Below are 21880 nucleotides of genomic sequence, written 5' to 3'. Positions count from 1 at the left end.
TTTAATAGAAGACGTTTAAAACTTCATTCCTACTCCGGCAGAAATCCTTCCACCGTCTGAACCATAGAAATAATTCAATCTTGCAGACATCATTTCCACAATACTCAGCCATACCCCTGCACCGGCAGATTGATGCCATTTTCTGGAATTTTCATTGTCATTCCATACACGGCCGATATCATATCCGATGAGAATTCCCATGTTTGCCGGAACAATATTATTTCTGACCCTTCCAAAATCCCAGCGGATTTCTGAATTATTGGTAAAATATGATCTTCCTGAGAACCGTTCATTTCTGAAAGCTCTCATGCCGTTATTCCCTCCAATAGCTGCAGCCTGATAGAATTCAAAATGATTATTATTGATCCACATGACATTACTGGAGTTGGCAAATACAAATTTCCCTTTTTTATCAATTCTGTGGTCAACGGCAAGCTTTCCTTTTACGGTCACAAAGTTTTTGTTGAAATCAGAAAGTGTTGCTTTCCAGTCTGCATTCAGCATAAATTCCAAACCAAGAGTAGGGAAGGCCGCATTATCTGCATTTTTATATCCGAATGTATAATTTGCTCCCACAAATTGCTGACTGTTAAATACGCCTGGTCTCACATCCGGTGACTGGTTGATAAAGCGGTCCGCTTTTCTCTGTACTTTATTATCTTCAAAAGTCAGTTGAAACTGATGACTCAGATTCATCCAGCTCTTTTGAGAAATGGAAGGAGCAAAGTTGAATTTGGAAATTCGGGCTCTGTTGTATTCCCTTTCTGTATCTTCCTTGTCATACTCACTTTCATTGGAAAGTCCGAAGAAGTTTTGAGAGAATCTGGGGGTTGTATAAAATGCATCAAGGTTGATATCCCAACCTGAGATGGCTTTTTTAAATACACCTTTGTAGGTAAGACTAAACCCTGCAGTTGCAGTATAAAAATTAGCTTTTAAGCTATGTCTTTGGGTAAAAGGATCACGAATGAAATTATTCACCGTATAATTGGCCAGAACCCCCACAATGACTCCATCGTCCGGGTTGTAATCCAGGTTTGGATATCCGGCAACGGAATTATATTTCGGGTGTTTATAATTATAACTGTTGATATCATAATCATCAGTTATATTCTTGGTTGCATTTCCTGCATTATAGGTATTCTTCTGAGATTTAAAATCATAAATCTTCACTTTTCTTCCATCCGCAACGTTATAGGTATCATGGTTATATCCCCCAATCAGTCTGATGGTCATTTTAGGATTTCCACTACCTGTTACTACGTAGGTATCATCATCTTCCAGACCATAGATCCATAATTCTTTAGTTTTTGAATCATGATAAGTCTTTTCAAAAACCAGTTCATTCTGGTCTTTATTCTTACCCAGCTTATATTGCTGTACCAGTACGGAGTGTCCGTTTTTGGTGATCACAAACTTATCAGGGTTTACCGTTCCTGCCAGCGGAACTTTTTTCTGCAATACATCATAATACTGTGCAGCGTAGCTCTGAAGTTTTGTTTTTCTTATTTTCAGTTTTCTCTGGATTTCGGCAATGGTGTCATCCTGTACTTCTTTCGGAAGATTATGGAATGCATCATCAATGTCAGCATCAGTCAGATGTTCCTGTATGTATTTTGCCTGAGTTTCCCATTCACTTTGGTCAGCCCCTTTTAAAAAGACAAGATCCATAGGATAAGGCTCCATCGCAAGCCATTTCACACTGCTGATATCTTCTGTAAAGGTTTTCATATGACGGATGGCAGGAACATTCATAATAATCCTGAAGGCTGCACCGTCATATTTACTGAAAGCCTGATCTCTGTCTTTAGGGATAGGTTTGTAAACCACTTTGTCGCCCTCTTCATATTGTGCCCATTTCCACTGGTCCGAGTGTCTGTCCCAATCACCGATAAGCATATCAAATAATCTTGCTCTGATATAAGATTCCCTGTCGACAGAATATTTATTGCTTTTGTTGAGGTTCTTTAATACATCATCCGTAGAAACGATATCATTTGCATGATCAAGGGAAGCCAATGTTTTAGGATCAGAAGAAAAACGTTCTTCAATCATATACATTTCATCTCCGTAATTCTCATTGTATCTTCCCAAAGCTTGTTGTTTAGGGATATAGTATAGTTTTGGATTACTATGGAAAATATTGAGCTTTTCCGACATATTTCCAATAGTAAACGGAGTAAACGGATGATTGGTGGTATAAAAATCCAGCAGGAATTTTTCAGGATATGAATCTGCAAGTTCTTCTCCTAATGTACTTTTCTGGAAAGCCATATTGTTTAAGAAACGAATTGCACTTTTTTTCACTCCTCGCATTACAAACTCCTGTCCGTCTGCAGACTTCAGCCGCAAACTGTTGGATTGGTTTCCTCCACCTTCTCTAAAAGGAATATATCCTCCGTTCAATTCTGAAAGGTTGGCCGTGGGAGCTTCAATGGGAATTCCATAATATCTTCTGTAATGATCTCCCCAAAGCCAACGGTAAAACTTTCTTTTTTCAGTAAGCTGAACCGGATAAATGGTTGAAGAGAACGTTGCAGGAAAAGAATTAGGGAAATTATTGACAAATACATCAGGTTTGGAAATCACGGAAATATGAGTCAGTTTTTGAAGCTGGGCATCTTTGGTTGAAAAATACTCAACATCTGTACTTTCATCTTTTCTGAAATTTAAAACAGCAAAACCGCTGCCTCCGTAGGAAAAGTCTGTCTTTTCTACAATGGTTGCCGGATCTGTTTTAGAACCTGCACCACTGACGATCTGTCTCAGGTTTCCATCTTCGTGATATTGCAGGTTATGATCATGTCCGGAAACGAAAATAATATTTTCTTTATCCTGAACAATGCTTTTCAGCCTGTTGGCCAGATCTGCATAATGTTGGTTATTGATATCTTCAGGACTGGCTCCTGAGGAACTTCTTAAAATATTGATTACACTTGCCACCACAGGAACGGGAACTTTACTCTTTAAAGGAAAGAGATGAGATTTTGCAGAATTAAAACCTGCATGGGTTCCACTGCTGATGATAGGGTGGTGTAAAGCAACAATTATTCTTTTACCCTGATTTTTAATGATGAGGTCTTTAAACTCGGTAAAAAAATCTTCACGGGTTTTGATATTACAGTTTTTATTGATTCCCGGATAATTATCCCAGTTGGCAATTACCCATTCTGTATCGATTGCAATAAGCTTGATATCTTTAGAAACGTTAATGTCATCAATAGGACAGCCGTTTTTAGGAAGAAAAGCTTTTTTATCATCAAGATATTTTTTAACCAGTCCTTCCTGGGTATTCAATCCCTCAATTCCATTGTACCAGTCATGATTTCCGGGAATTACGAGTGTTTTTCCTTTGAAATTTTTGGTAATAGCAAGCTGGTTTTCCAGTTTCTGTTTTGCCTGGGCATAGTCTTTATCTGTTTCTTTGGGCATTCCATTGGGATAGATATTATCTCCCAGAAAGATCAGCATAGAGTTACTGTTGGCAGAATCCAGCTTACTTTTCAGTAAATTCAGAGTTTTTTGGGCCTGAGGTTCATCTGCATTTCCTGCATCTCCAATCAGAAAAAGTTTAAAATCATTTTCGGATTTTATTTCGGAATCTTTTACTTCAAATAAGTTTTTGCCCTTTTGTACGTTATAGGTAGCACAGGAATAAAGGACTCCTGCGGACATTACTGTTCTAAGAACAATAGAAGTATTTTTTAGATGAGTTTTAAAGGATAAATTCATAAATTTACATTAACAAAATTTCAGGGATGAGCATTCTACACAAAGCTAAAAATTATGTTGAAATCTTATTCAAAGATAAGTTATCTTCGGTATATTTTTATCATAATTTTATCCATACTGCCTATACAGTTAATAAGGCGGAGGAAATCATGAAAAATACTCCTGTTTCTGAAGAGGATCAGGAGAAGGTACTTGTAGCGTTATGGTTTCATGATACAGGGTATATAGAATGTGCTCTGAACCATGAGGAAAGGAGCGTGGAGGTGATGAAAGCCTTTTTACACCAGGAAAATTATCCGGAAAGCTATATTGCAGATGTTGAAAAGCTGATTCTGGCTACGAAAATACATTATGAACCTCAGAATTTGCTTGAGAAAATTGTAAAGGATGCCGATTTCAGTCATTTTGCAGGTCACGATTACAGCGATATTTCCGATGCTTTGAGAAAAGAATGGGAACTGACCAATGTAAGATGTTTTTCCAATGAAGAATGGAATGCCGGGAATCTTGATATGCTGAAAAACAAGCATACTTTTTATACAGATTATGCTAAAGAAAACTGGGAGCCCCTGAAAAAGAAAAACATCAAAAAGATAGAAAAGAAATTGGAAAAAGAAGAAGAGAAAAAAGATAATAAAAAGGATAGCGCAGAGGGTAAAAAGGAAAAAGAAAAATCAGATAGAAGTGTGGATACTTTATTCAGGGTTACCCTGAACAACCATACAAGGCTGAGTGATATTGCAGACAGTAAAGCCAATATTCTTTTATCTGTAAATGCCATTATCATTTCAGTTTGTCTTTCTGTATTGGTTCCAAAGCTGGATGCCCCTAAAAATTCACATCTGATTCTTCCGAGTTTTATTCTGTTGCTATCGAGTGTATTTACGATCATATTTGCTATTTTGTCTACAAAACCTAATGTGACGAAAACAACGTTTACTCCTCAGGATATTGCCAACAGAAAAGTAAACCTGCTGTTCTTCGGAAACTTTCAGCAGATGTTATTTGATGATTATAACAACGCCATGAAAGACCTTATTAAAGACAGGGATTATATCTATGATTCCATGGTGAAGGATCTGTATTATCTTGGAAAAGTTCTGGATAGGAAATATAAACTTTTATCCATTACCTATAAGATTTTTATGGCAGGAATTATTATTTCCGTTTTATCTTTCGGAATGGCTTTTCTTAGTCTTTAATTAATAAACACACACGAATGATAGTCAGACAGCGTACGAATTGGCTGAAAATGTTATTTATATGGAGAGGTTCCGTATTAAAGAAAATTGTTGTTCAGCTTAGTATTATCACGCTGTTTTCCCTGGCTATCTATTTTTTTAAAGGAAAAATATTTGATTATAAAGTGCATCTCAATCCTACCATTTTTACACTGATAGGATTGGCGTTGGCTATTTTTATGGGTTTCTGTAATTCTGCGAGCTATGACCGTTTCTGGGAAGGACGTAAGCTTTGGGGATCACTTGTGATTGAAACCAGGTCTTTGACGAGACAGATTTTATCCTTAGTAAACGATTCTTCGCCTGAAGCTAAAGTGGAAAAAGAGAAAATTATTAAGCTGATCTCTGCATTTTCCTGGGCACTGAACTTTCAGCTGAGAGATAAATCCGGGACGGAACACCTTGAAAGGCTTCTTTCTCCTGAACAACTGGAACAGGTAAAGAGTAAGAAATTTATTCCCAGTATTATTCTTGGATTTATTGCAGACTGGCTCAACGAACAGCATAAAAAAGGAAATATAGATACTATTGTGATGGCTTCTATGGATCATCAGCTCAATCAGTTTTCTAACATTTCCGGAGGTTGTGAGAGAATTTACAATACTCCATTACCATTTGCTTATAGTGTTTTACTGCATCGCACGGTGTATCTTTATTGTTTCTGGCTTCCTTTCGGACTGGTAGATTCTTTGGGATGGATGATGCCTATGATTGTTTTGTTGATCAGCTATACCTTTATTGCTCTTGATGCCATTATCCAGGAGATCGGTGAACCTTTTGGTGAAGAAGAAAATGATCTTGCCCTGAACAGCATCTGCCGTACAATTGAGTTTTCTATTTTTGAACAGGCAGGAATTCCTCAAGGTGAATTGAAGAAACCGGATACTTATTTTGTGGATTAGAATAGACCATCGTTGAGTGTTGTATGAAGAAAATTATTTTGATGCTGATGCTATTATCTTTCCTTTCCAGCTGTGGATCAAGGAAGGTTTCATTAGTTCATTATATATCGACACTAGAGCATATAAAAATACTTCCACCTACACCAGAAGAAAGAAAAGCAATTGATTCATTAAAATCTGTGGCTTTGGCAATATTGGAAAAGTGTCAAAAAGAAAATAGTAATTGTATTGATGATATAGAAAAATTTAAACCTACTGGGGCCACTTTTAAAGGAGGAGTAAACAATTTCCGTAAAATTTTATTTGAGAATTTTAAGATCCATGGAAATGCTCAAAAAGGTGAAAACAGACTTCGTGTCACCATAGGGAAACAAAATACGATTGAAAAAGTTGATTTTCTAAGCTATACAGATGATGCTTCCAGGAAAGAAATTGAACGTTTATTTCAATCAAAAGAACTCAATAGCTGGTATTCTGCTAAAGTCTATAGATATCCGGTAAAGCAAGAGTTTGAAATCAGTATTTTTATTGAAGAGCAAAGATAAATAATCATCCGGAATGTACGTTTAGGATTTTTCTATTCTTCAGGAAGTGTAAAAGAAACCCTTAATGCCAGCAATCCTGTAATTCCCTGAAGATCCTCTACTCTTAAAAATTCTATATCATTTTGTAGAACTCCTTTTTTCTGGAGTTTAGAAATGTAGTCAAGATATTCCTTCTGATTTTCCATTCCGAAATAGACGATGGTGATTTTTCCGGGTGCAGTGATGCGTTCTGAAGAATCTTTCACATGGGCTTTATCCAGACGTTTTTTGATGATTTCGTAGTATGAATTGTAAGCGCCGTCTACATCAAAGCGTTTTTCATCCATTCTGAAACGGATGTCTATTTTTTCATTGTATACAAAGATCAGTGATGCGATATCCAGCGGTACAGGAAGATATTTTTTGAACGACTGAAATTCAAGTTCCATTTTACAGATGGTCTTCAGCTGCCAGTATCTTAGTTTATGAACCACTTTTGAGGTATAATGAAGCTCAGGAGCAATGGTAGTACCAATGTAAAGATTATGCTCTACACCATCAGATTTAAATCTTTCATAGTAATGTGGGAATATTTCCTGTGCTTTCACCTGGCTTTCGTCCAGCATATCCGCCAGTTTTCGGTTGACCAGAGTGATAGAATCATCAAGGTTTTTTCTATGATGATAAAACAGGTCCGTAGAGGTGAAGATGTGTGAAAAATAGTCTTTAATCCTTGCCTTTATTTCCCTTGAAGTTCTTACTTCCAGCTTACCCTGTAAAAAAGGATGAATTTCTTCTCTTAATAATCTCTGAAAACGTTGTTCTGTATCTGCTTTAATCTCATTGTTGATTTCATTTTCAAAAACATCCAGTGCCAGTACAAATTTCTCTGAATCTGAATTGGTCAACACTAAAATTTCATTCAGCCATTCAATCTGCTGATTGAGATCCTGCAGCATCAGATTAAAACGCTTTTCCGAAGAAGAACGGATATCTGAAACGCCAAACAAAGGAGTAAGATTTTTAAAGGCAATTTGCTTTAAAGTATATATTTTCTTTCCGAGCGATGCCGTAAAATATTTTTCTGCTTCATTTCTGAACTTCCATACCACACTGTCGTGGATGGTCGTATATTCACGCTGGATAATAGCTTCTATCTGATAGTTTTTTTCAAAGTAGAATCTGTTCAGAGAGAAAAGAACCATATCGGTGAAAAACTCCAGTTTTTTAAGCTTTAAACCATTGAAACTTCCTGCAATAGGAGAAGTAAACTCCATGATGGCAAGGAGTTCTCCGTCTTTCATAATCGGAATTACCATGAAGCTGTTGACATTATTATCCTTTAATATACTAAAGGAAGGAAGCAGCTTTACATTTTCATCCAGATTGTTTACATTGGAAACAACGACAGGTTTTGAATTATGATTTAAATTATTAAAAGTCGTCTTACGGGTATCTTCGTCAAAAGCGTTGATCCAGAAATCCAGGATATGATTGGTGAGAAGACTCTCATAAATCGGGAGTTTATCCAGTTTCTGTTCCTTTTTATTAAAGGTCATCAGGCCGAAACTGAGCTCAGAAACATCAAAATAGGATTTAAAAATTTCCGTCAGATTTTCATTGGGATTCATATTTTCCGGATCAATTTCAATCATACTTGATTTCAGATCGGAAAGGGCTACCTCAGAGGTACAGTCTACCAGTGAAATAATGGTGAATCCTTTCAGTATCCATGATTGCGAAGGGAAATATTTTTTCCACAGTTTAAAATCATCCAGATTTTCCAGCAGCATATCCAGAATATCATCAGATGGAATTTTGGCATCTTCTGTAGGTGTAATTTCCGTGAAATCTGAATTGACTGTAATTTTGTAATGCTTCATGATTCCCTGCTTGTTGGGGATATCATAATAAAACGGAAGTGTACTTTTAATGTCTTTTTTGAAGTAGCTCTGAAGAATCAGACAGCAGCAGAACACATAAAATTCATTATCTGAAATATTTCTGAGTTCTATTTCAAAGTCTTTCCCTGCATCTTTCAGAATATCTTTAAACCTTTCGGTATAGTTAAAGGTGATATTGGAAAGAGGAATACTTGCTGCTTTTATTTCATTTCTGGTGAGACCTGTGGGGAAAAGATCGGCAAGAAGCAGTCTGATGAGGTCCTCATATTTATCAAGAAGAGCAGTATCCTGAAACCCTTCTCTTAGCTCTTTAAAATTTCTGGTACTCTCAATTAAAGACTCTGCATAATTTACCCTGTATTCCAATCTGTCATTATACCGGATATGCTCCAGAACATCCAAATATTTTTTGAATGATATATAAACCTGAAAGGGAGAGTCTTTTTTATAGAGATTAGCCAAGAGGTGAGAAATTTAAAGTAAAGTTATGAAAAAAGCAGAATATTAGTAAGAGTATGTTTTATTTTATTGTACATAATTTACGAGGGTTTTCGGAAATTTTACAATGTATTTTGTAATTCTTTGCTGTTTTTTAGAAAGATGGAGAACAGGGATACTGATTAATATATTTTATGATTTTTTAAATAAGAAATAGTGTTTTTGAGATATTCATTATTCAGATATGATAACAAAAAAGCACAACTGAAAAGTTGTGCTTTTTATATTAAAATTCAGATTTTATAATCCGAACATTCTTGCAAACAGATCCGGGAAAACCCCAAGGATGATGATCAAAGCAATAACAACTACTGCAATGATGTTGTAGGTAAGTGTTACTTTTTCTGATGACTTGAATGTTGATTCTTTGAAGAAGAACATTGCGATAATCAGTCTTAAATAGTAAGCGATAGATAGGGCAGAACCCAATACTGCTACCAACACTAAGAAAGCAGCACCATTCATAGCCTGGGAGAATAAAGCAAATTTCCCCATGAAACCAGCTGTTAACGGAACCCCTGCCATTGAAAGCATAGAGATCGTAGCTGCTGTTGCTAATAAAGGTTCAGTTTTCGCCAATCCTTTGAATGCTCCAAAAGAGGTTTCTCTTTTTAATTTCTCTACCCAGATCAGACACATGAAAACTCCTACTGTAGATAAAGAATACGCAAATAAATAAAAGGCAAGGTTATAGGTAGAAAGGCTTGTCATTCCGAAGAATACCAATCCGATATATCCTGCGTGAGAAACTGAAGAGTATGCCAACATTCTTTTTGCATTCGTCTGAGCAAGACCCATAACGTTTGCCAAAAGTAAAGTAATGATCAAGAATACTCCTAAAACATTGATCCATTCGTGAGTAACTCCGGCAAAACCTAGAGTCATCAATCTGAACAGCGCAAAGAATCCTGAGATCTTTACCACACTCGCCATGAAAGCGGTGATTAATGAAGGAGAACCTGCATATACATCAGGGCTCCACATATGGAAGGGTGCCAATGCTACTTTGAAGGCCAATGCACAAAGAATCAGTAATACTCCTAAGATGAACATTACGTTCCCGGCATTTGCCACTCCGAAGTCATGAATCTTGTACAAATCAAAACTTCCTGCACTTCCATAGATGAACGCAATCCCGAACAGTAAGAAACCTGTTGCGAATGCACCCATAAGGAAATATTTAATAGAAGCTTCGTTGGATCTAAGATCCGTTTTGTTAGCTCCTGCCATTACATATAATGGAATAGAAAGGATTTCAACACCTAAGAACATCGTCACTAAGTTCTGATATCCGAAAAGGATGATCCCTCCACATAATGCAAATAGCATCAATGCATATAATTCTGACTGGTGGCTTCTGTGATTGCTGAAAGCAAAACCTCCCAGAAAGAATAACAATAAAGTTGTTACGATTGATATTTTAGTGAATAATGCAGTATTGTCACTGTACTCATACATATGCTTGTAATGATCGAAAAACGAACATTCCGGCATAAAACTTACGTACAATGCGATGATTAATCCCAAAATCCCAATGTATCTTGCGAATTTTCCTTGTTCAAAAACTCCTGAAAATAACGCAATAACTGCCGTTAGGAAAACAATAATTAAAACACTCATTTCTTAAAATATCAAATTAACTTACCATTGATTGGTAGATAAACTTCACCGAACTACTCACCATGTCGATTACCGGTTGTGGGAAAATACCTAGTAAAATCACAAAAACCGCTAAACTTGCCAATACAGAAAATTCTACCCCTGATAAATCTTTTGCTGTACTTAAAACTGCTTCATCTCCTTCTCCAAACATTGCTTTTCCGTAGAATCTCAATAAATACACCGCACAAAGAATTACCGTAAGACCAGCAATTACTGCTGGTGTTCCGTTAAAATCATATACTGATTTCAACAAAATAAATTCCCCGATGAATCCATTCGTTAATGGAACTCCCATTGAACCTAATATAATGATCAAGAACAATACAGCAAACTTAGGAGCTACTTTAGCTAAACCACCCATTTGTCTGATGTCTCTTGATTTAAATCTCTTGTATAAAATATCACAACAGTAGAATAATCCTACTACGTTGATACCATGGGCAAATGTCTGTACTAATGCTCCTTCAGCGCCTTCCACATTGAAAGTTCCTCTAAGAGTTACTACTGCAGAAGCGAAGATCCCTGCTACCATCAATCCTACGTGAGAGAAAGATGAATAAGCAATGATTCTCTTCATATCCGTCTGGATAATAGCGATCAGAGCACCGTGAACAATTCCTACAATAGCAAGAATAATTACGATCTGTCCTGAAATTCCTGCTATCGGAAGCGGAGTGATTGGAAGTAAGTAACGCATTACCCCATATACTGCCATCTTAAGCATGATCCCTGATAACAACATCGATCCCTGAGTAGGAGAGTAGGTATAGGTATCAGGCTGCCATGTATGGAAAGGGAATACCGGTAATTTCACTGCAAAAGCAAAGAAAATAAACCAGAATACCACCGTCTGCTGTACTTCATTCAGTTGTGCATTGTATAAATCTGTTAAAGCGAATGATGCTGAGTGGTTGTACACATAGATCAATCCGGCTAACATAAATAACGATCCAACGAATGTATATACGAAGAATTTCGTAGTGAATTCAAACCTTTTATTCTCTTGTCCCCAAAGTCCGGCAATGAACCAAATTGGAATCAAAGTTACTTCCCAGAAAATGTAGAATAACAATCCGTCTAAAGAAGTAAACACTCCTACAAGACCGAACTGCATTAACAGAATCAATCCGTAGAATGTATTTCTGTAGTTTACACTTTCGTTGAAAGATGATAAAATAATGATTGGAGCCAGAATGTTGGTCAATAATAAAAGAAGCATGCTCATTCCATCGATACCGAAGTGAAGAGAGCTCTTCATAAATTGTGACCATGGATAATTGATCTCATGCTGCAATACGCTGTCTACTGTCGGAGTAAAATCAAAATCCGAAAGTATGTAAAACGTAAGGAGCATTTGTACCAATGCAATTCCAAGCGCCAAATATTTGCTGGAATTATTCTTCCAGGCAAAAACTAATCCCGAACCTACTAGAGGTAAAAGTAATAATGTTAATAATAAACAAGACATTATTATTGTAATAAAAAGTTAACAATTAATATAATTCCCACCGCTAAAGACATGATAAGGATATATGTCTCTACATTTCCGTTCTGTACACGCTTCATAGCTTTTCCGCTGTCTTCAGCACCATCACCTACAAAGTTTACAAAACGGTCTAAGATACCCTTATCAAACATTTTTCCTCCGCGTCCTAATCCTTCAACAGTTTTTACAATCAATGCGTTGTAAAGTTCGTCAACGTATAATTTCTTAGCAGAAAGCTTTTCCCATCCGGTGTAGTTTTCCTCTGCAACAGCCATCTTTTTCTTACTTACATAAGTATTTCTAACGATGAACCATACAGAGAAGAACATAAGCACTGTAGCTGCTAATAAGATCATTTCAGTATTAAAAGGTACTCCTGAAAGAGTAGCTTCCATCTGGCTGAAGCTTTGTTCTGTAAGAACCGGCTTTAACCATTCCATCAGTTTAGCATAGTGCCCGTGGCCGATGAAGTGTGGCAGATTGATGAAACCTCCGATTACAGAAAGAATAGCCAATACGATCAATGGTAATGTCATATTAGACGGGCTTTCATGTAAGTGGTGTTTTTGTTCTTCAGTACCTCTGAATTCTCCGTGGAATGTCAAATAGTACAGTCTGAACATATAGGTTGCAGTCATTGCCGCTAAAACAAATAAGATTACCCAATAGATTGGATTTTTAGCGAAAGCGGCTACTAAAATTTCGTCTTTAGAGATCATCCCTGATAATAAAGGGAAACCTGAGATGGCTAATGTTCCGATCAGGAATGTAGCGTGTGTAAGAGGAATATATTTTTTAAGACCTCCCATGAAACGCATATCCTGTTCGTTGCTCATTGCGTGGATTACAGAACCTGCACCTAAGAATAATAAAGCCTTAAAGAATGCGTGTGTCATTACGTGGAACATTGCTGTTGTATAGGCTCCAAGACCTAAAGCGATGAACATAAATCCAAGCTGTGAAACGGTAGAGTATGCCAATACTTTTTTGATGTCGTTCTGACGTAGTGCATAGAATCCTGCCAAAGCAGCTGTTAAGAATCCGATGAATAAAATTCCTCCCTGTACTGTAGGAGCCAAAGTAAATAAGAAGTTTGATCTTACTACCAAATAGATCCCTGCTGTTACCATCGTTGCCGCGTGGATCAACGCTGATACAGGAGTAGGTCCGGCCATCGCATCCGGTAGCCATGTATATAATGGAACCTGAGCAGATTTACCGGTAGCACCGATGAATAAACTCGCTGTGATAAAGATAATCACTGTTCCGTCTAATTCAAATTTTGAAGCGTTTTCTGCTACAGAAAGATAATCTACAGCATTGGTCTGTGAAGCGATCATGAAGATACCGATCAATAACGCTAGGTCACCAATTCTGTTCATGATGAAAGCTTTTCTTGCTGCTTTACCGTATTCTTCGTTAGTGTACCAGAATCCGATCAACAGGTAAGAACAAAGACCTACCCCTTCCCATCCGATGAACAGGATCAGGTAGTTGCTTCCCATTACCAAAAGTAACATGGAGAAGATGAAAAGATTCAGATAAGTAAAGAACTTGTAGAACCCTTTATCATGACTCATATATCCGATAGAGTATAAGTGGATCAGTGAACCGATACCCGTAATGATCATTACCATCATTAAAGAAAGCTGATCAATCTGGAATCCAAAATTGATTTGAACTCCATTTACTCTAAACCATTCAAAAGCTTTTACAATAACAGGCTGGCTTTCAGAATTGAAATTCATGAAAATACTTACTGCAATACAGAAAGATCCAAAAACCATCAAAGTAGCCAAAGATCCTACCAATATTTTTGGAAGATTTTTTCCGAATAACCCGTTAATAAGAAACCCTAAAAGTGGTAAAAGTACTATTGCATATACTAGATTCTCCATTCTTATCCTCTTAATTTATTAAATATACTCACATCTACAGAACGGGTGTTTCTATATAGCATAGCAATAATTGCCAAACCTACCGCTACTTCAGCAGCAGCTACCACCATAATGAAGAAAACTAAAAGTTGTCCGTCGCCGTTGCCTTTATATGCTGAAAAAGCTGCCAATAAAAGGTTTACAGAATTCAGCATAAGCTCTACACAGCCCAGAATCACAATAGCATTTTTTCTAAGCAATACTCCCATTACTCCCAAACAGAACAATACTGATGAAAGAATGATAAAGTAGTCCAAAGGGATGCTTTGTATAAATGTATTTACTTCTCCCATAATTTTATAAATCTTTTTTACCGATTAATACCGCGCCTACAATACCTGCCAGAATTAGGATGGAAGCAAGCTCAAACGGTAAAACATATTCATTAAACAAAAGTCTACCCAGATTTTTCGTAAGACCAATACCTCTGTCTACATTTTCAACAACAATGTGTTTGTCTTGTACTCCTCTGAATACTCCTAAAACTCCAATTAATAAAAGACATGCTGTAAAAACTCCAACAAATTTTAAAGTATTGTTCTTCTTACTTTCGTCTCCTTTATTAAGGTTAAGCATCATTAGGATGTAAAGGAAAAGTACCATGATGGCACCTGCGTACACTATAATCTGGATAATTGCAAGGAACTGTGCATTTAAAAGAATGTACATTCCTGCAATTGAAAACATTGTAACAATTAATGACAAAATAGCATAGAGAGGATTTCTTGCAAATACAAAGTAAACTGCACTTGCCACTGCTAAAAACGCCACCAAGAAAAATAAAAACTGATCCATTATTTTACCGCATTTTTTTGTTTCTCGGATTGTCTTGTCGTGATATCAATCCTTTCATTTATTTTTTCAACTAGTTTATCTTTTCCGTAAATGAAAGAACCTCTATTCGTTTCTACATCCACTAATCTATCCGTAAGATAGATGGCAGATTTAGGGCAAGCTTCTTCACACATACCACAGAAAATACATCTTAGCATATTGATTTCATATACTGAAGCATATTTTTCTTCTCTGTAAAGACCTCTTTCCTCTTTAGTTCTTTCAGCAGCCGTCATCGTAATGGCTTCTGCAGGACAAGCTACCGCACAAAGTCCGCAAGCAGTACATCTTTCTCTGCCTTCCTCGTCTCTTTTCAAGACGTGCTGACCTCTCCAGATGGTAGTTCTTGGTTTCTGTACTTCCGGATACGAATATACTGCGGGAGCACCCTTTATCACGGTTCTTACAGCATGCTTAAATGTAATCCCCATTCCTGTAAAGATGGCAGGAAGGTAGATTTTTTCAGCAAGGGTCATTTCTTTATTGGAAACAACTTTTGATCTGTTTGTAAGTTTCATTTAATTATAGATATTAGATGTTAGACACCAGATTTTAGACTAATCTTGTCTGCTATCTTAATTATTTAATATTGACGATTGAAATATGACAGGCTAAAGATAAAACTTTGATTTCATTATCAAATTTTCAAATCAGCTCATTTTCAAATTTTCTTAGTTTGCAAATGCTAAAATTACAGCTCCTGTAATTAATAGGTTTACCAATGCCATTGGGATTAATGTTTTCCATCCTAAGTGCATTAACTGGTCGTATCTGAATCTTGGAAGCGTCCATCTGATCCACATGAAGATCAGAATCCCGATGACAGTCTTCGTTAAGAATGCTACGATACTTAAGATTCCTGCAGTATTCTCACCCCAGTTCTGAGTTACCCATTCAATACCAGGATAGTTGTATCCTCCGAAGAAAAGAACTACCATGAAAGCGTTAGAAATAAACATGTTCACATATTCTCCGAACATATATAAACCTAACTTCATGGAAGAGTATTCTGTAGAGTATCCTGTTACCAGTTCAGATTCACACTCAGGTAAATCGAAAGGGTGTCTGTTGGTTTCTGCCAATGCAGCTACAAAGAAAACAAGGAAAGCGATCGGCTGGTAGAAAATATTCCAGTTCATTCCGGAACCCCAAGGAATAACGCCCCATAATTTTCCGGTAGTCTGGCTTTCAGTAATTTCTTTCAAATCTAAACTTCCTGTCATCATAATGATAGAAAGAAGTGCTAATCCCATTGCCAATTCGTAAGAAATCATCTGAGAAGAAGCACGGATAGCACCTAGTAATGAATATTTATTGTTCGAAGCCCAACCTCCGATCATAATTCCGTAAACCCCGATGGAAGCCATTCCTATGATGAAAAGTACACCAACATCAATGTTCGCTACCTGAAGATCAAAAGAAGTACCTGCAATATTTAAACTTTTACCCCAAGGAATAACAGCTCCTGTAATCAATGAAATAAACATTACCAAAGCTGGGCCTAATACGAAAAGGAATCTTTCTGCATTGGCTGGTGTAAAGTCCTCTTTAAAGAAGAATTTTCCACCATCAGCAAGAGGCTGCAGTAATCCGAAAGGTCCGGCTCTGTTGGGACCAATTCTATCCTGCATGATAGAGGCTACTTTTCTTTCTGCCCAGGTAGAGTAGGCTGCAATCGTTAATGATAGCAGGAAAAGTGCTAATACAAGTATAAGTTTAAATGTAAGTAAATCCATTTTTATTTTTATAGATGTTAGATATTAGAAGTTAGAAATTAGAATGAAGAAAATCTGTCATCTAATATCTGAAATCTGAATCTTATTAAAATTATTTTTCGTCTTTTTCACTGATTTCTTTAGCCATTGGATTGTCTAAAACTCTTAGCTCATCCTTTGGTTTTTCGTAGTGGTTCAATGAAATTACAGAATGTCTGTCGATATGTCTAGGACCTTCAATATTCCAGTCTGATAATGCTTTTCTTTCGAAACGACATGTATCACAGATGAATTCTTCAACTTCACCCCACTGGTCTTTTCTTGCAGTTACTCTTACAATTTCGTCACCTTTAAACCATACTAAAGCTTTTCCGGAACATTTATCACATTTACAAGTAGCATTCATTGGTTTTGTAAACCATACTCTGCTGGCAAAACGAGCTGTTCTGTCTGTTAATGCTCCTACCGGGCAAACGTCGATAACGTTTCCGATGAAGTCATTGTCTAGCGCTTTATTTAGATAGGTTGAAATTTCAGCGTGATCTCCTCTGAAAAGAATACCGTGTTCTCTTGTTTCTGTAAGCTGATTGGCTGTTAATACGCATCTTGCACAAAGAATACAACGGTTCATATTCAATTTGATGTTCGGACCAAGATCATCAGCTTCGTAAGTATTTCTTTCGAATTCTGTTCTTGTATTTTCCACACCATGCTCATATCCTAAGTCCTGAAGATGACATTCTCCTGCCTGGTCGCAGATAGGGCAGTCCAGCGGGTGGTTTACCAATAGGAATTCGGTAACCGCTTTTCTTCCTTCCTGAGCTTTCTCAGAAGTAAGATTTTTTACTTCCATACCGTCCATTACATTAGTTCTGCAGCTTGCTACTAATTTTGGCATAGGGCGTGGGTCTGCTTCAGATCCTTTAGAAACTTCTACCAGACAAGTTCTACATCTTCCTCCACTGGTTTCCAGCTTGCTGTAGTAGCACATTGCAGGAGGTACAGATTTACCACCGATTTGTCTTGCAGCTTCCAGAATAGAAGTACCAGGCATCACTTCGGTAGTTTGTCCGTCTATAGTTATTTTGAATTTTTTAACTTCTTCGCTCATATGATATGCTTTAAGCTTTATGCGTTAAGCAATAGGCTTTGTTATTTATATTTCTTTGTATTAAATGTATATCCAATTCCTCCCAGAATTTGTCCGAAAACAAAATCCTGACGTGCTTTGTCTGGTTTATTATTCAATGTAGTTTTAATATCCCACATATTAATATAACCGGCTTTTCCTTCTAATCTCAGCATCCAGTTTTTCCAGAATACCAAGTTAAGACTAGATCTGATATCAGTTCCCATACCTGCAACGTGAAAACGGTCACTTCTTTCATTACCAAAAAGCTTTACATTACTTTTCGGAAACATAAATCCGATTCCGGCTCCATAAGACCATACTAAATCTATATTTTTCTTATGAACAAGATTTTTGTATTTCTCAAGACCTAAGTTTTCATAATTAAGTCCATCAGTATGTTCGAAAGTAAGGAACTTCTCATCTGCAAGATTCACCTGCCCGTTTTGAACCATCGCTGCATATTCAGGATCTGAAATATGTCCTTTGAAACCAACAGTCTGGTTCTGATCCATTACATATTTCATATGGTCTATCCCTAATACCAATGCTAAATTGTCTTTAATGAAATATCCTATTCTGAAATTATACTGTGTTACAGTAAACCAGCTTGGATCAAAATAGACAATTCCGAATTTTGTAGGTCTGTCTTGTGCGGTTACGTTATTCAATTGAAAATCGTATCCGTTTCCGGTAAAATGAATGTCAGAATTACTATAAGCGGCTCTGTTCCATCCATAAAATACGAAAACCTGACCTTTTTTGCTTAATGGTAGAGGTTTTTCCTTTTTCTCAGCTTTAATCTGCTCTTTCTCACTCACTACATATGACAAATCCTCTTCTACGGATCTGTTATAATTTGCGGTATCACTCTTCTTGTTCTGTGCAAATACAAGATTCGACATCATTAAGCCGACAACCAATAATTTTTTCATCTTACCTACGCATTCTTTTCAACGGCCGGGATAGGATCTGCATAATGTGCCAATCCATAATTTTGTGTCTGAGACAATTCAGGGTTTTTCACATGCCACTCAAATTCATCTCTGAAGTGACGGATTGCTGCTGCAACCGGCCAAGCTGCTGCATCACCCAACGGACAAATCGTGTTTCCTTCGATTTTTCTCTGGATATCCCAAAGCAGATCGATATCTTCCATTTTTCCTTCTCCTTTCTCGATTTTCTTTAAAATCTTGTACATCCATCCCGTTCCTTCACGGCAAGGAGTACATTGCCCACAGCTTTCGTGATTGTAGAATCTCGCTAAAGTCATCGTGTGATCTACAATACACTGGTCTTCATCCAAAACGATGAAACCTCCTGAACCCATCATGGTACCGGTAGCAAAACCACCATCTGCCAATGATTCATAGTTCATATATCTTGGCTCTCCGTTCACTGTTCTCAGCAATAAGTTAGCGGGAACGATCGGAACAGAACTTCCTCCGGGAATACAAGCCTTTAATTTTTTACCGTCTTTAATACCACCGCAATATTCATCAGAGTAAATGAATTCTTCTACCGTGATCGTCATGTCGATTTCGTATACTCCTGGTTTGTTGATGTTTCCACAAGCCGAAATTAATTTCGTTCCTGTAGATCTTCCAACTCCGATTTTAGCATATTCAGCACCTGTAATATCAATGATCGGAACAATTGCAGCAATAGACTCAACATTGTTTACCACCGTTGGTCTCTCCCAAAGACCTTTTACAGCCGGGAATGGCGGTTTTAATCTTGGGTTACCTCTTTTTCCTTCAAGGGATTCAAGCAATGCAGTTTCTTCACCGCAGATGTATGCTCCACCACCTCTCTGTACATAGATTTCACAGTCGAAACCTGTTCCTAAAATATTTTTACCTAAAAATCCTGCTGCTTTGGCTTCTTCAATAGCTTCTTCAAGGATATCCGGAATCCATGAATATTCTCCACGGATGTAGATATAAGAAGTATTGGAACCTAAACAGTAAGAAGAAATTAGCATTCCTTCAATCAATAAATGAGGAAGGAACTCCATCAGATATCTGTCCTTGAATGTTCCAGGCTCAGACTCATCTGCATTAACAACAAGGTGCCTTGGAACGCCTTCTGGCTTTGCCAAAAAGCTCCATTTCATTCCTGTTGGGAATCCAGCTCCACCACGACCTCTTAATCCTGAAGCTTTTACTTCTTCAAGAATTTCGTCAGGAGTCATCTTCAAGGCTTTTTCAGCTGCGGTGTAACCTCCCTGTTTACGGTATGTTTCAAAGTAGCGAATACCTTCTATATGTGCGTCTTTAAGTAAAAGTTTTTTACTCATTGTTATTTGCTTATTGCAATAGGCTTTTGGCTTCTTGCATTAATTATGATTAAACGTTAAGTGAATAATTTAAAATCTAAAATTTAGAATTTAAAATTTCTATTAGTCTAAAGCAACTTGTCCCTGTCTGCAAAGATCAAGGATTTCATCTACTTTTTCTATCGTTAAATTTTCATGAAAGAATTTTCCTAACTGTAGCATTGGTGCATATCCACATGCTCCAAGACATTCAGCTGGCTTTAATGTGAACATACCGTCTTCAGTAGTTTCTCCATCCTTAATGTTCAGTTTGGTTCTGATATGATCCAGGATTTTTTCGCTTCCACAAACCATACAAGGTCCTGTTCTGCAAACTTCCAAAACATATTTACCAACCGGCTTCATATTAAACATGGTATAGAAAGTAGCCACTTCATATACTTCGATCGGTTGGATACTTAATAGTCCGGCAACATAATCCATCACCGGAACATCTAACCATCCTCCGAATTCTTTCTGTGCCAGGTGAAGTACAGGAAGAAGAGCAGATTTCTGTCTTCCTTCAGGGTATCTTGCGATAATTTTGTGTACCTGTGCTAAACTTTCCGGTTTAAAAGCTATTGTTTCGCTCATTTTATTTTGTTGTAAAATGTACATTGTACAAAGTACAAAGTATTTATTAACTATTTATATTTTCAAGTACATTGTACATCCTACATTGTACTTTTTACAATTGTTATGCGTCTAATTCTCCCGCAATAATATTCATACTACACATCGTTACAATGGCATCTGAAATTACAGAACCTGTAATCATTTCAGGATATGCCTGATAGTAGATGAAGCATGGTCTTCTGAAGTGAAGTCTGTAAGGACTTCTTCCTCCGTCACTCACAAGATAGAATCCTAATTCTCCGTTTCCACCTTCTACAGCATGATAAACTTCTCCTTTAGGAACATCCGTTTCTCCCATTACGATTTTGAAATGGTAAATTAATGCTTCCATTTTCTGATAAACATCTGCCTTTTCAGGAAGATAGAAATCAGGAACATCTGCGTGGAATGGTCCTTCAGGAAGATTGTCGTATGCTTGATTGATAATTTTTAGAGATTCCCAGATTTCCTGTTGACGAACCATGAAACGGTCGTAAGTGTCACCAGAAGTTCCTACTGGAATGATGAAATCGAAATCTTCATAAGAAGAATAAGGCTGTGCAACTCTAACATCATAATCCACTCCTGCTGCACGTAAGTTCGGACCTGTGAAACCGTAGCTTAATGCTCTTTCGGCAGAAATAGCTCCTGTACCGATGGTTCTGTCCATGAAAATTCTGTTTCTTTCTAATAGCGTACAGAATTCTTTGAATCTTGCCGGGAAGGTTTTTAAGAAGTCCTTTAATAACTCATGAAACTTAGGGGTGAAATCTCTTTCAAATCCTCCGATTCTTCCCATATTGGTTGTCATTCTGGCTCCGCAGATCTGCTCATACATATCATAAATACGTTCTCTTTCGATGAACATATACGTAAGACCTGTAATTGCTCCTGAGTCCATTCCGGTTACCCCGTTACAGATCAGGTGGTCACCGATTCTTGCCAGCTCCATCAAGATAACACGCATATAGTCTACACGTTTTGGAACTTTAACGCCAATCAGTTTCTCTACTGTCATGTGCCAACCTAAGTTATTGATAGGTGCAGAACAGTAATTCATACGGTCTGTAAGGGTAGTGATCTGAGAATAGTTTCTTCTTTCAGAAATTTTCTCAAATGCTCTGTGGATATATCCTACGGTTTGCTCTGCGTGAAGGATTCTTTCTCCGTCCATCGTTAAGATATTCTGGAAAATCCCGTGAGTAGCAGGGTGGGTAGGTCCCAGATTCAGGGTGTATAATTGTCCGTCAATCTGTTCCTTACTTTCGTACTGGTTTAGTATATTAGATAATGAGTTATCTTTCATAAGTATTATAATTGATAATTGATAGTTGATAATCGATAATCATTTATCTATCATCATTTATCATTTATATTTTATTTT

At 37.1% G+C, this 21880-nt stretch carries 17 protein-coding genes; 3 read left to right on the top strand and 14 right to left on the bottom strand.

All coding sequences use genetic code 11. From position 1 onward, the window contains the following. Positions 1–15 precede the first annotated feature (15 nt). Entirely contained in the window at positions 16–3732 is a 3717-nt protein-coding gene (locus ACWPWS_RS13620) for a metallophosphoesterase (protein WP_454046843.1), read from the bottom strand. Positions 3733–3758: 26 nt separating this feature from the next. On the opposite strand from ACWPWS_RS13620, the gene ACWPWS_RS13615 reads away from it, so the two are divergent. The 3 genes from ACWPWS_RS13615 to ACWPWS_RS13605 are packed head-to-tail and all read left to right on the top strand — an operon-like array spanning position 3759 to position 6420. Next, positions 3759–4934 (top strand): Pycsar system effector family protein, encoded by a 1176-nt coding sequence (locus tag ACWPWS_RS13615; protein WP_209785983.1) that lies wholly within the window; start codon positions 3759–3761, stop codon positions 4932–4934. Positions 4935–4951: 17 nt separating this feature from the next. After that, on the top strand, positions 4952–5875 hold the full coding sequence (locus tag ACWPWS_RS13610) for a bestrophin family protein (protein ID WP_454046842.1): 924 nt from the start codon (positions 4952–4954) through the stop codon (positions 5873–5875). A gap of 23 nt (positions 5876–5898) precedes the next feature. Beyond that, positions 5899–6420 (top strand): hypothetical protein, encoded by a 522-nt coding sequence (locus tag ACWPWS_RS13605; protein WP_454046841.1) that lies wholly within the window; start codon positions 5899–5901, stop codon positions 6418–6420. 32 nt (positions 6421–6452) lie between these two features. Here ACWPWS_RS13605 and ACWPWS_RS13600 read toward each other — a convergent pair whose 3' ends face one another. From ACWPWS_RS13600 to ACWPWS_RS13540, 13 genes are all read right to left on the bottom strand, one after another. Continuing rightward, complete coding sequence (locus tag ACWPWS_RS13600) at positions 6453–8765, bottom strand: GAF domain-containing protein (RefSeq protein ID WP_454046840.1); 2313 nt, start codon at positions 8763–8765, stop codon at positions 6453–6455. Positions 8766–9041: 276 nt separating this feature from the next. Further along, the gene (locus ACWPWS_RS13595) at positions 9042–10421 is read right to left on the bottom strand and encodes an NADH-quinone oxidoreductase subunit N (protein ID WP_105684347.1); all 1380 of its coding nucleotides are present in this window, start codon (positions 10419–10421) and stop codon (positions 9042–9044) included. A gap of 16 nt (positions 10422–10437) precedes the next feature. Next, on the bottom strand, positions 10438–11931 hold the full coding sequence (locus tag ACWPWS_RS13590) for a complex I subunit 4 family protein (RefSeq protein ID WP_454046839.1): 1494 nt from the start codon (positions 11929–11931) through the stop codon (positions 10438–10440). 2 nt (positions 11932–11933) lie between these two features. Beyond that, complete coding sequence (gene nuoL, locus ACWPWS_RS13585) at positions 11934–13847, bottom strand: NADH-quinone oxidoreductase subunit L (RefSeq protein ID WP_454046838.1); 1914 nt, start codon at positions 13845–13847, stop codon at positions 11934–11936. A 2-nt stretch (positions 13848–13849) separates the two neighbouring features. Further along, on the bottom strand, positions 13850–14179 hold the full coding sequence (nuoK, locus tag ACWPWS_RS13580) for an NADH-quinone oxidoreductase subunit NuoK (protein WP_002983557.1): 330 nt from the start codon (positions 14177–14179) through the stop codon (positions 13850–13852). Between the two features lie 4 nt (positions 14180–14183). Then, a complete protein-coding gene (locus tag ACWPWS_RS13575) occupies positions 14184–14681 on the bottom strand; it encodes an NADH-quinone oxidoreductase subunit J family protein (protein ID WP_209785974.1) in 498 nt (165 codons plus the stop codon). Next, complete coding sequence (locus ACWPWS_RS13570) at positions 14681–15238, bottom strand: NuoI/complex I 23 kDa subunit family protein (RefSeq protein WP_034693420.1); 558 nt, start codon at positions 15236–15238, stop codon at positions 14681–14683. The genes ACWPWS_RS13575 and ACWPWS_RS13570 overlap by 1 nt, the downstream gene beginning before the upstream one ends. A 153-nt stretch (positions 15239–15391) precedes the next feature. Further along, the gene (nuoH, locus tag ACWPWS_RS13565) at positions 15392–16456 is read right to left on the bottom strand and encodes an NADH-quinone oxidoreductase subunit NuoH (RefSeq protein ID WP_105684411.1); all 1065 of its coding nucleotides are present in this window, start codon (positions 16454–16456) and stop codon (positions 15392–15394) included. 91 nt (positions 16457–16547) lie between these two features. Further along, positions 16548–17546, bottom strand: coding sequence for a 2Fe-2S iron-sulfur cluster-binding protein (locus tag ACWPWS_RS13560; protein WP_105684344.1), 999 nt, complete (start codon positions 17544–17546; stop codon positions 16548–16550). Positions 17547–17587: 41 nt separating this feature from the next. Beyond that, a complete protein-coding gene (locus tag ACWPWS_RS13555) occupies positions 17588–18499 on the bottom strand; it encodes a hypothetical protein (RefSeq protein ID WP_105684343.1) in 912 nt (303 codons plus the stop codon). Positions 18500–18504: 5 nt separating this feature from the next. Further along, complete coding sequence (nuoF, locus tag ACWPWS_RS13550) at positions 18505–19863, bottom strand: NADH-quinone oxidoreductase subunit NuoF (protein WP_105684342.1); 1359 nt, start codon at positions 19861–19863, stop codon at positions 18505–18507. Positions 19864–19965: 102 nt separating this feature from the next. Then, entirely contained in the window at positions 19966–20475 is a 510-nt protein-coding gene (locus tag ACWPWS_RS13545; protein WP_034693429.1) for an NADH-quinone oxidoreductase subunit NuoE family protein, read from the bottom strand. A 103-nt stretch (positions 20476–20578) separates the two neighbouring features. Continuing rightward, positions 20579–21802: an NADH-quinone oxidoreductase subunit D gene (locus ACWPWS_RS13540; RefSeq protein ID WP_209785973.1), complete on the bottom strand. Its 1224-nt coding sequence runs from the start codon at positions 21800–21802 to the stop codon at positions 20579–20581. Positions 21803–21880: the final 78 nt, after the last annotated feature.

The organism is Chryseobacterium sp. Marseille-Q8038 (assembly GCF_965111995.1).
The sequence above is the reverse complement of the archived record's forward strand: the minus strand, read 5'-3'. Positions and strand labels throughout refer to the sequence as shown.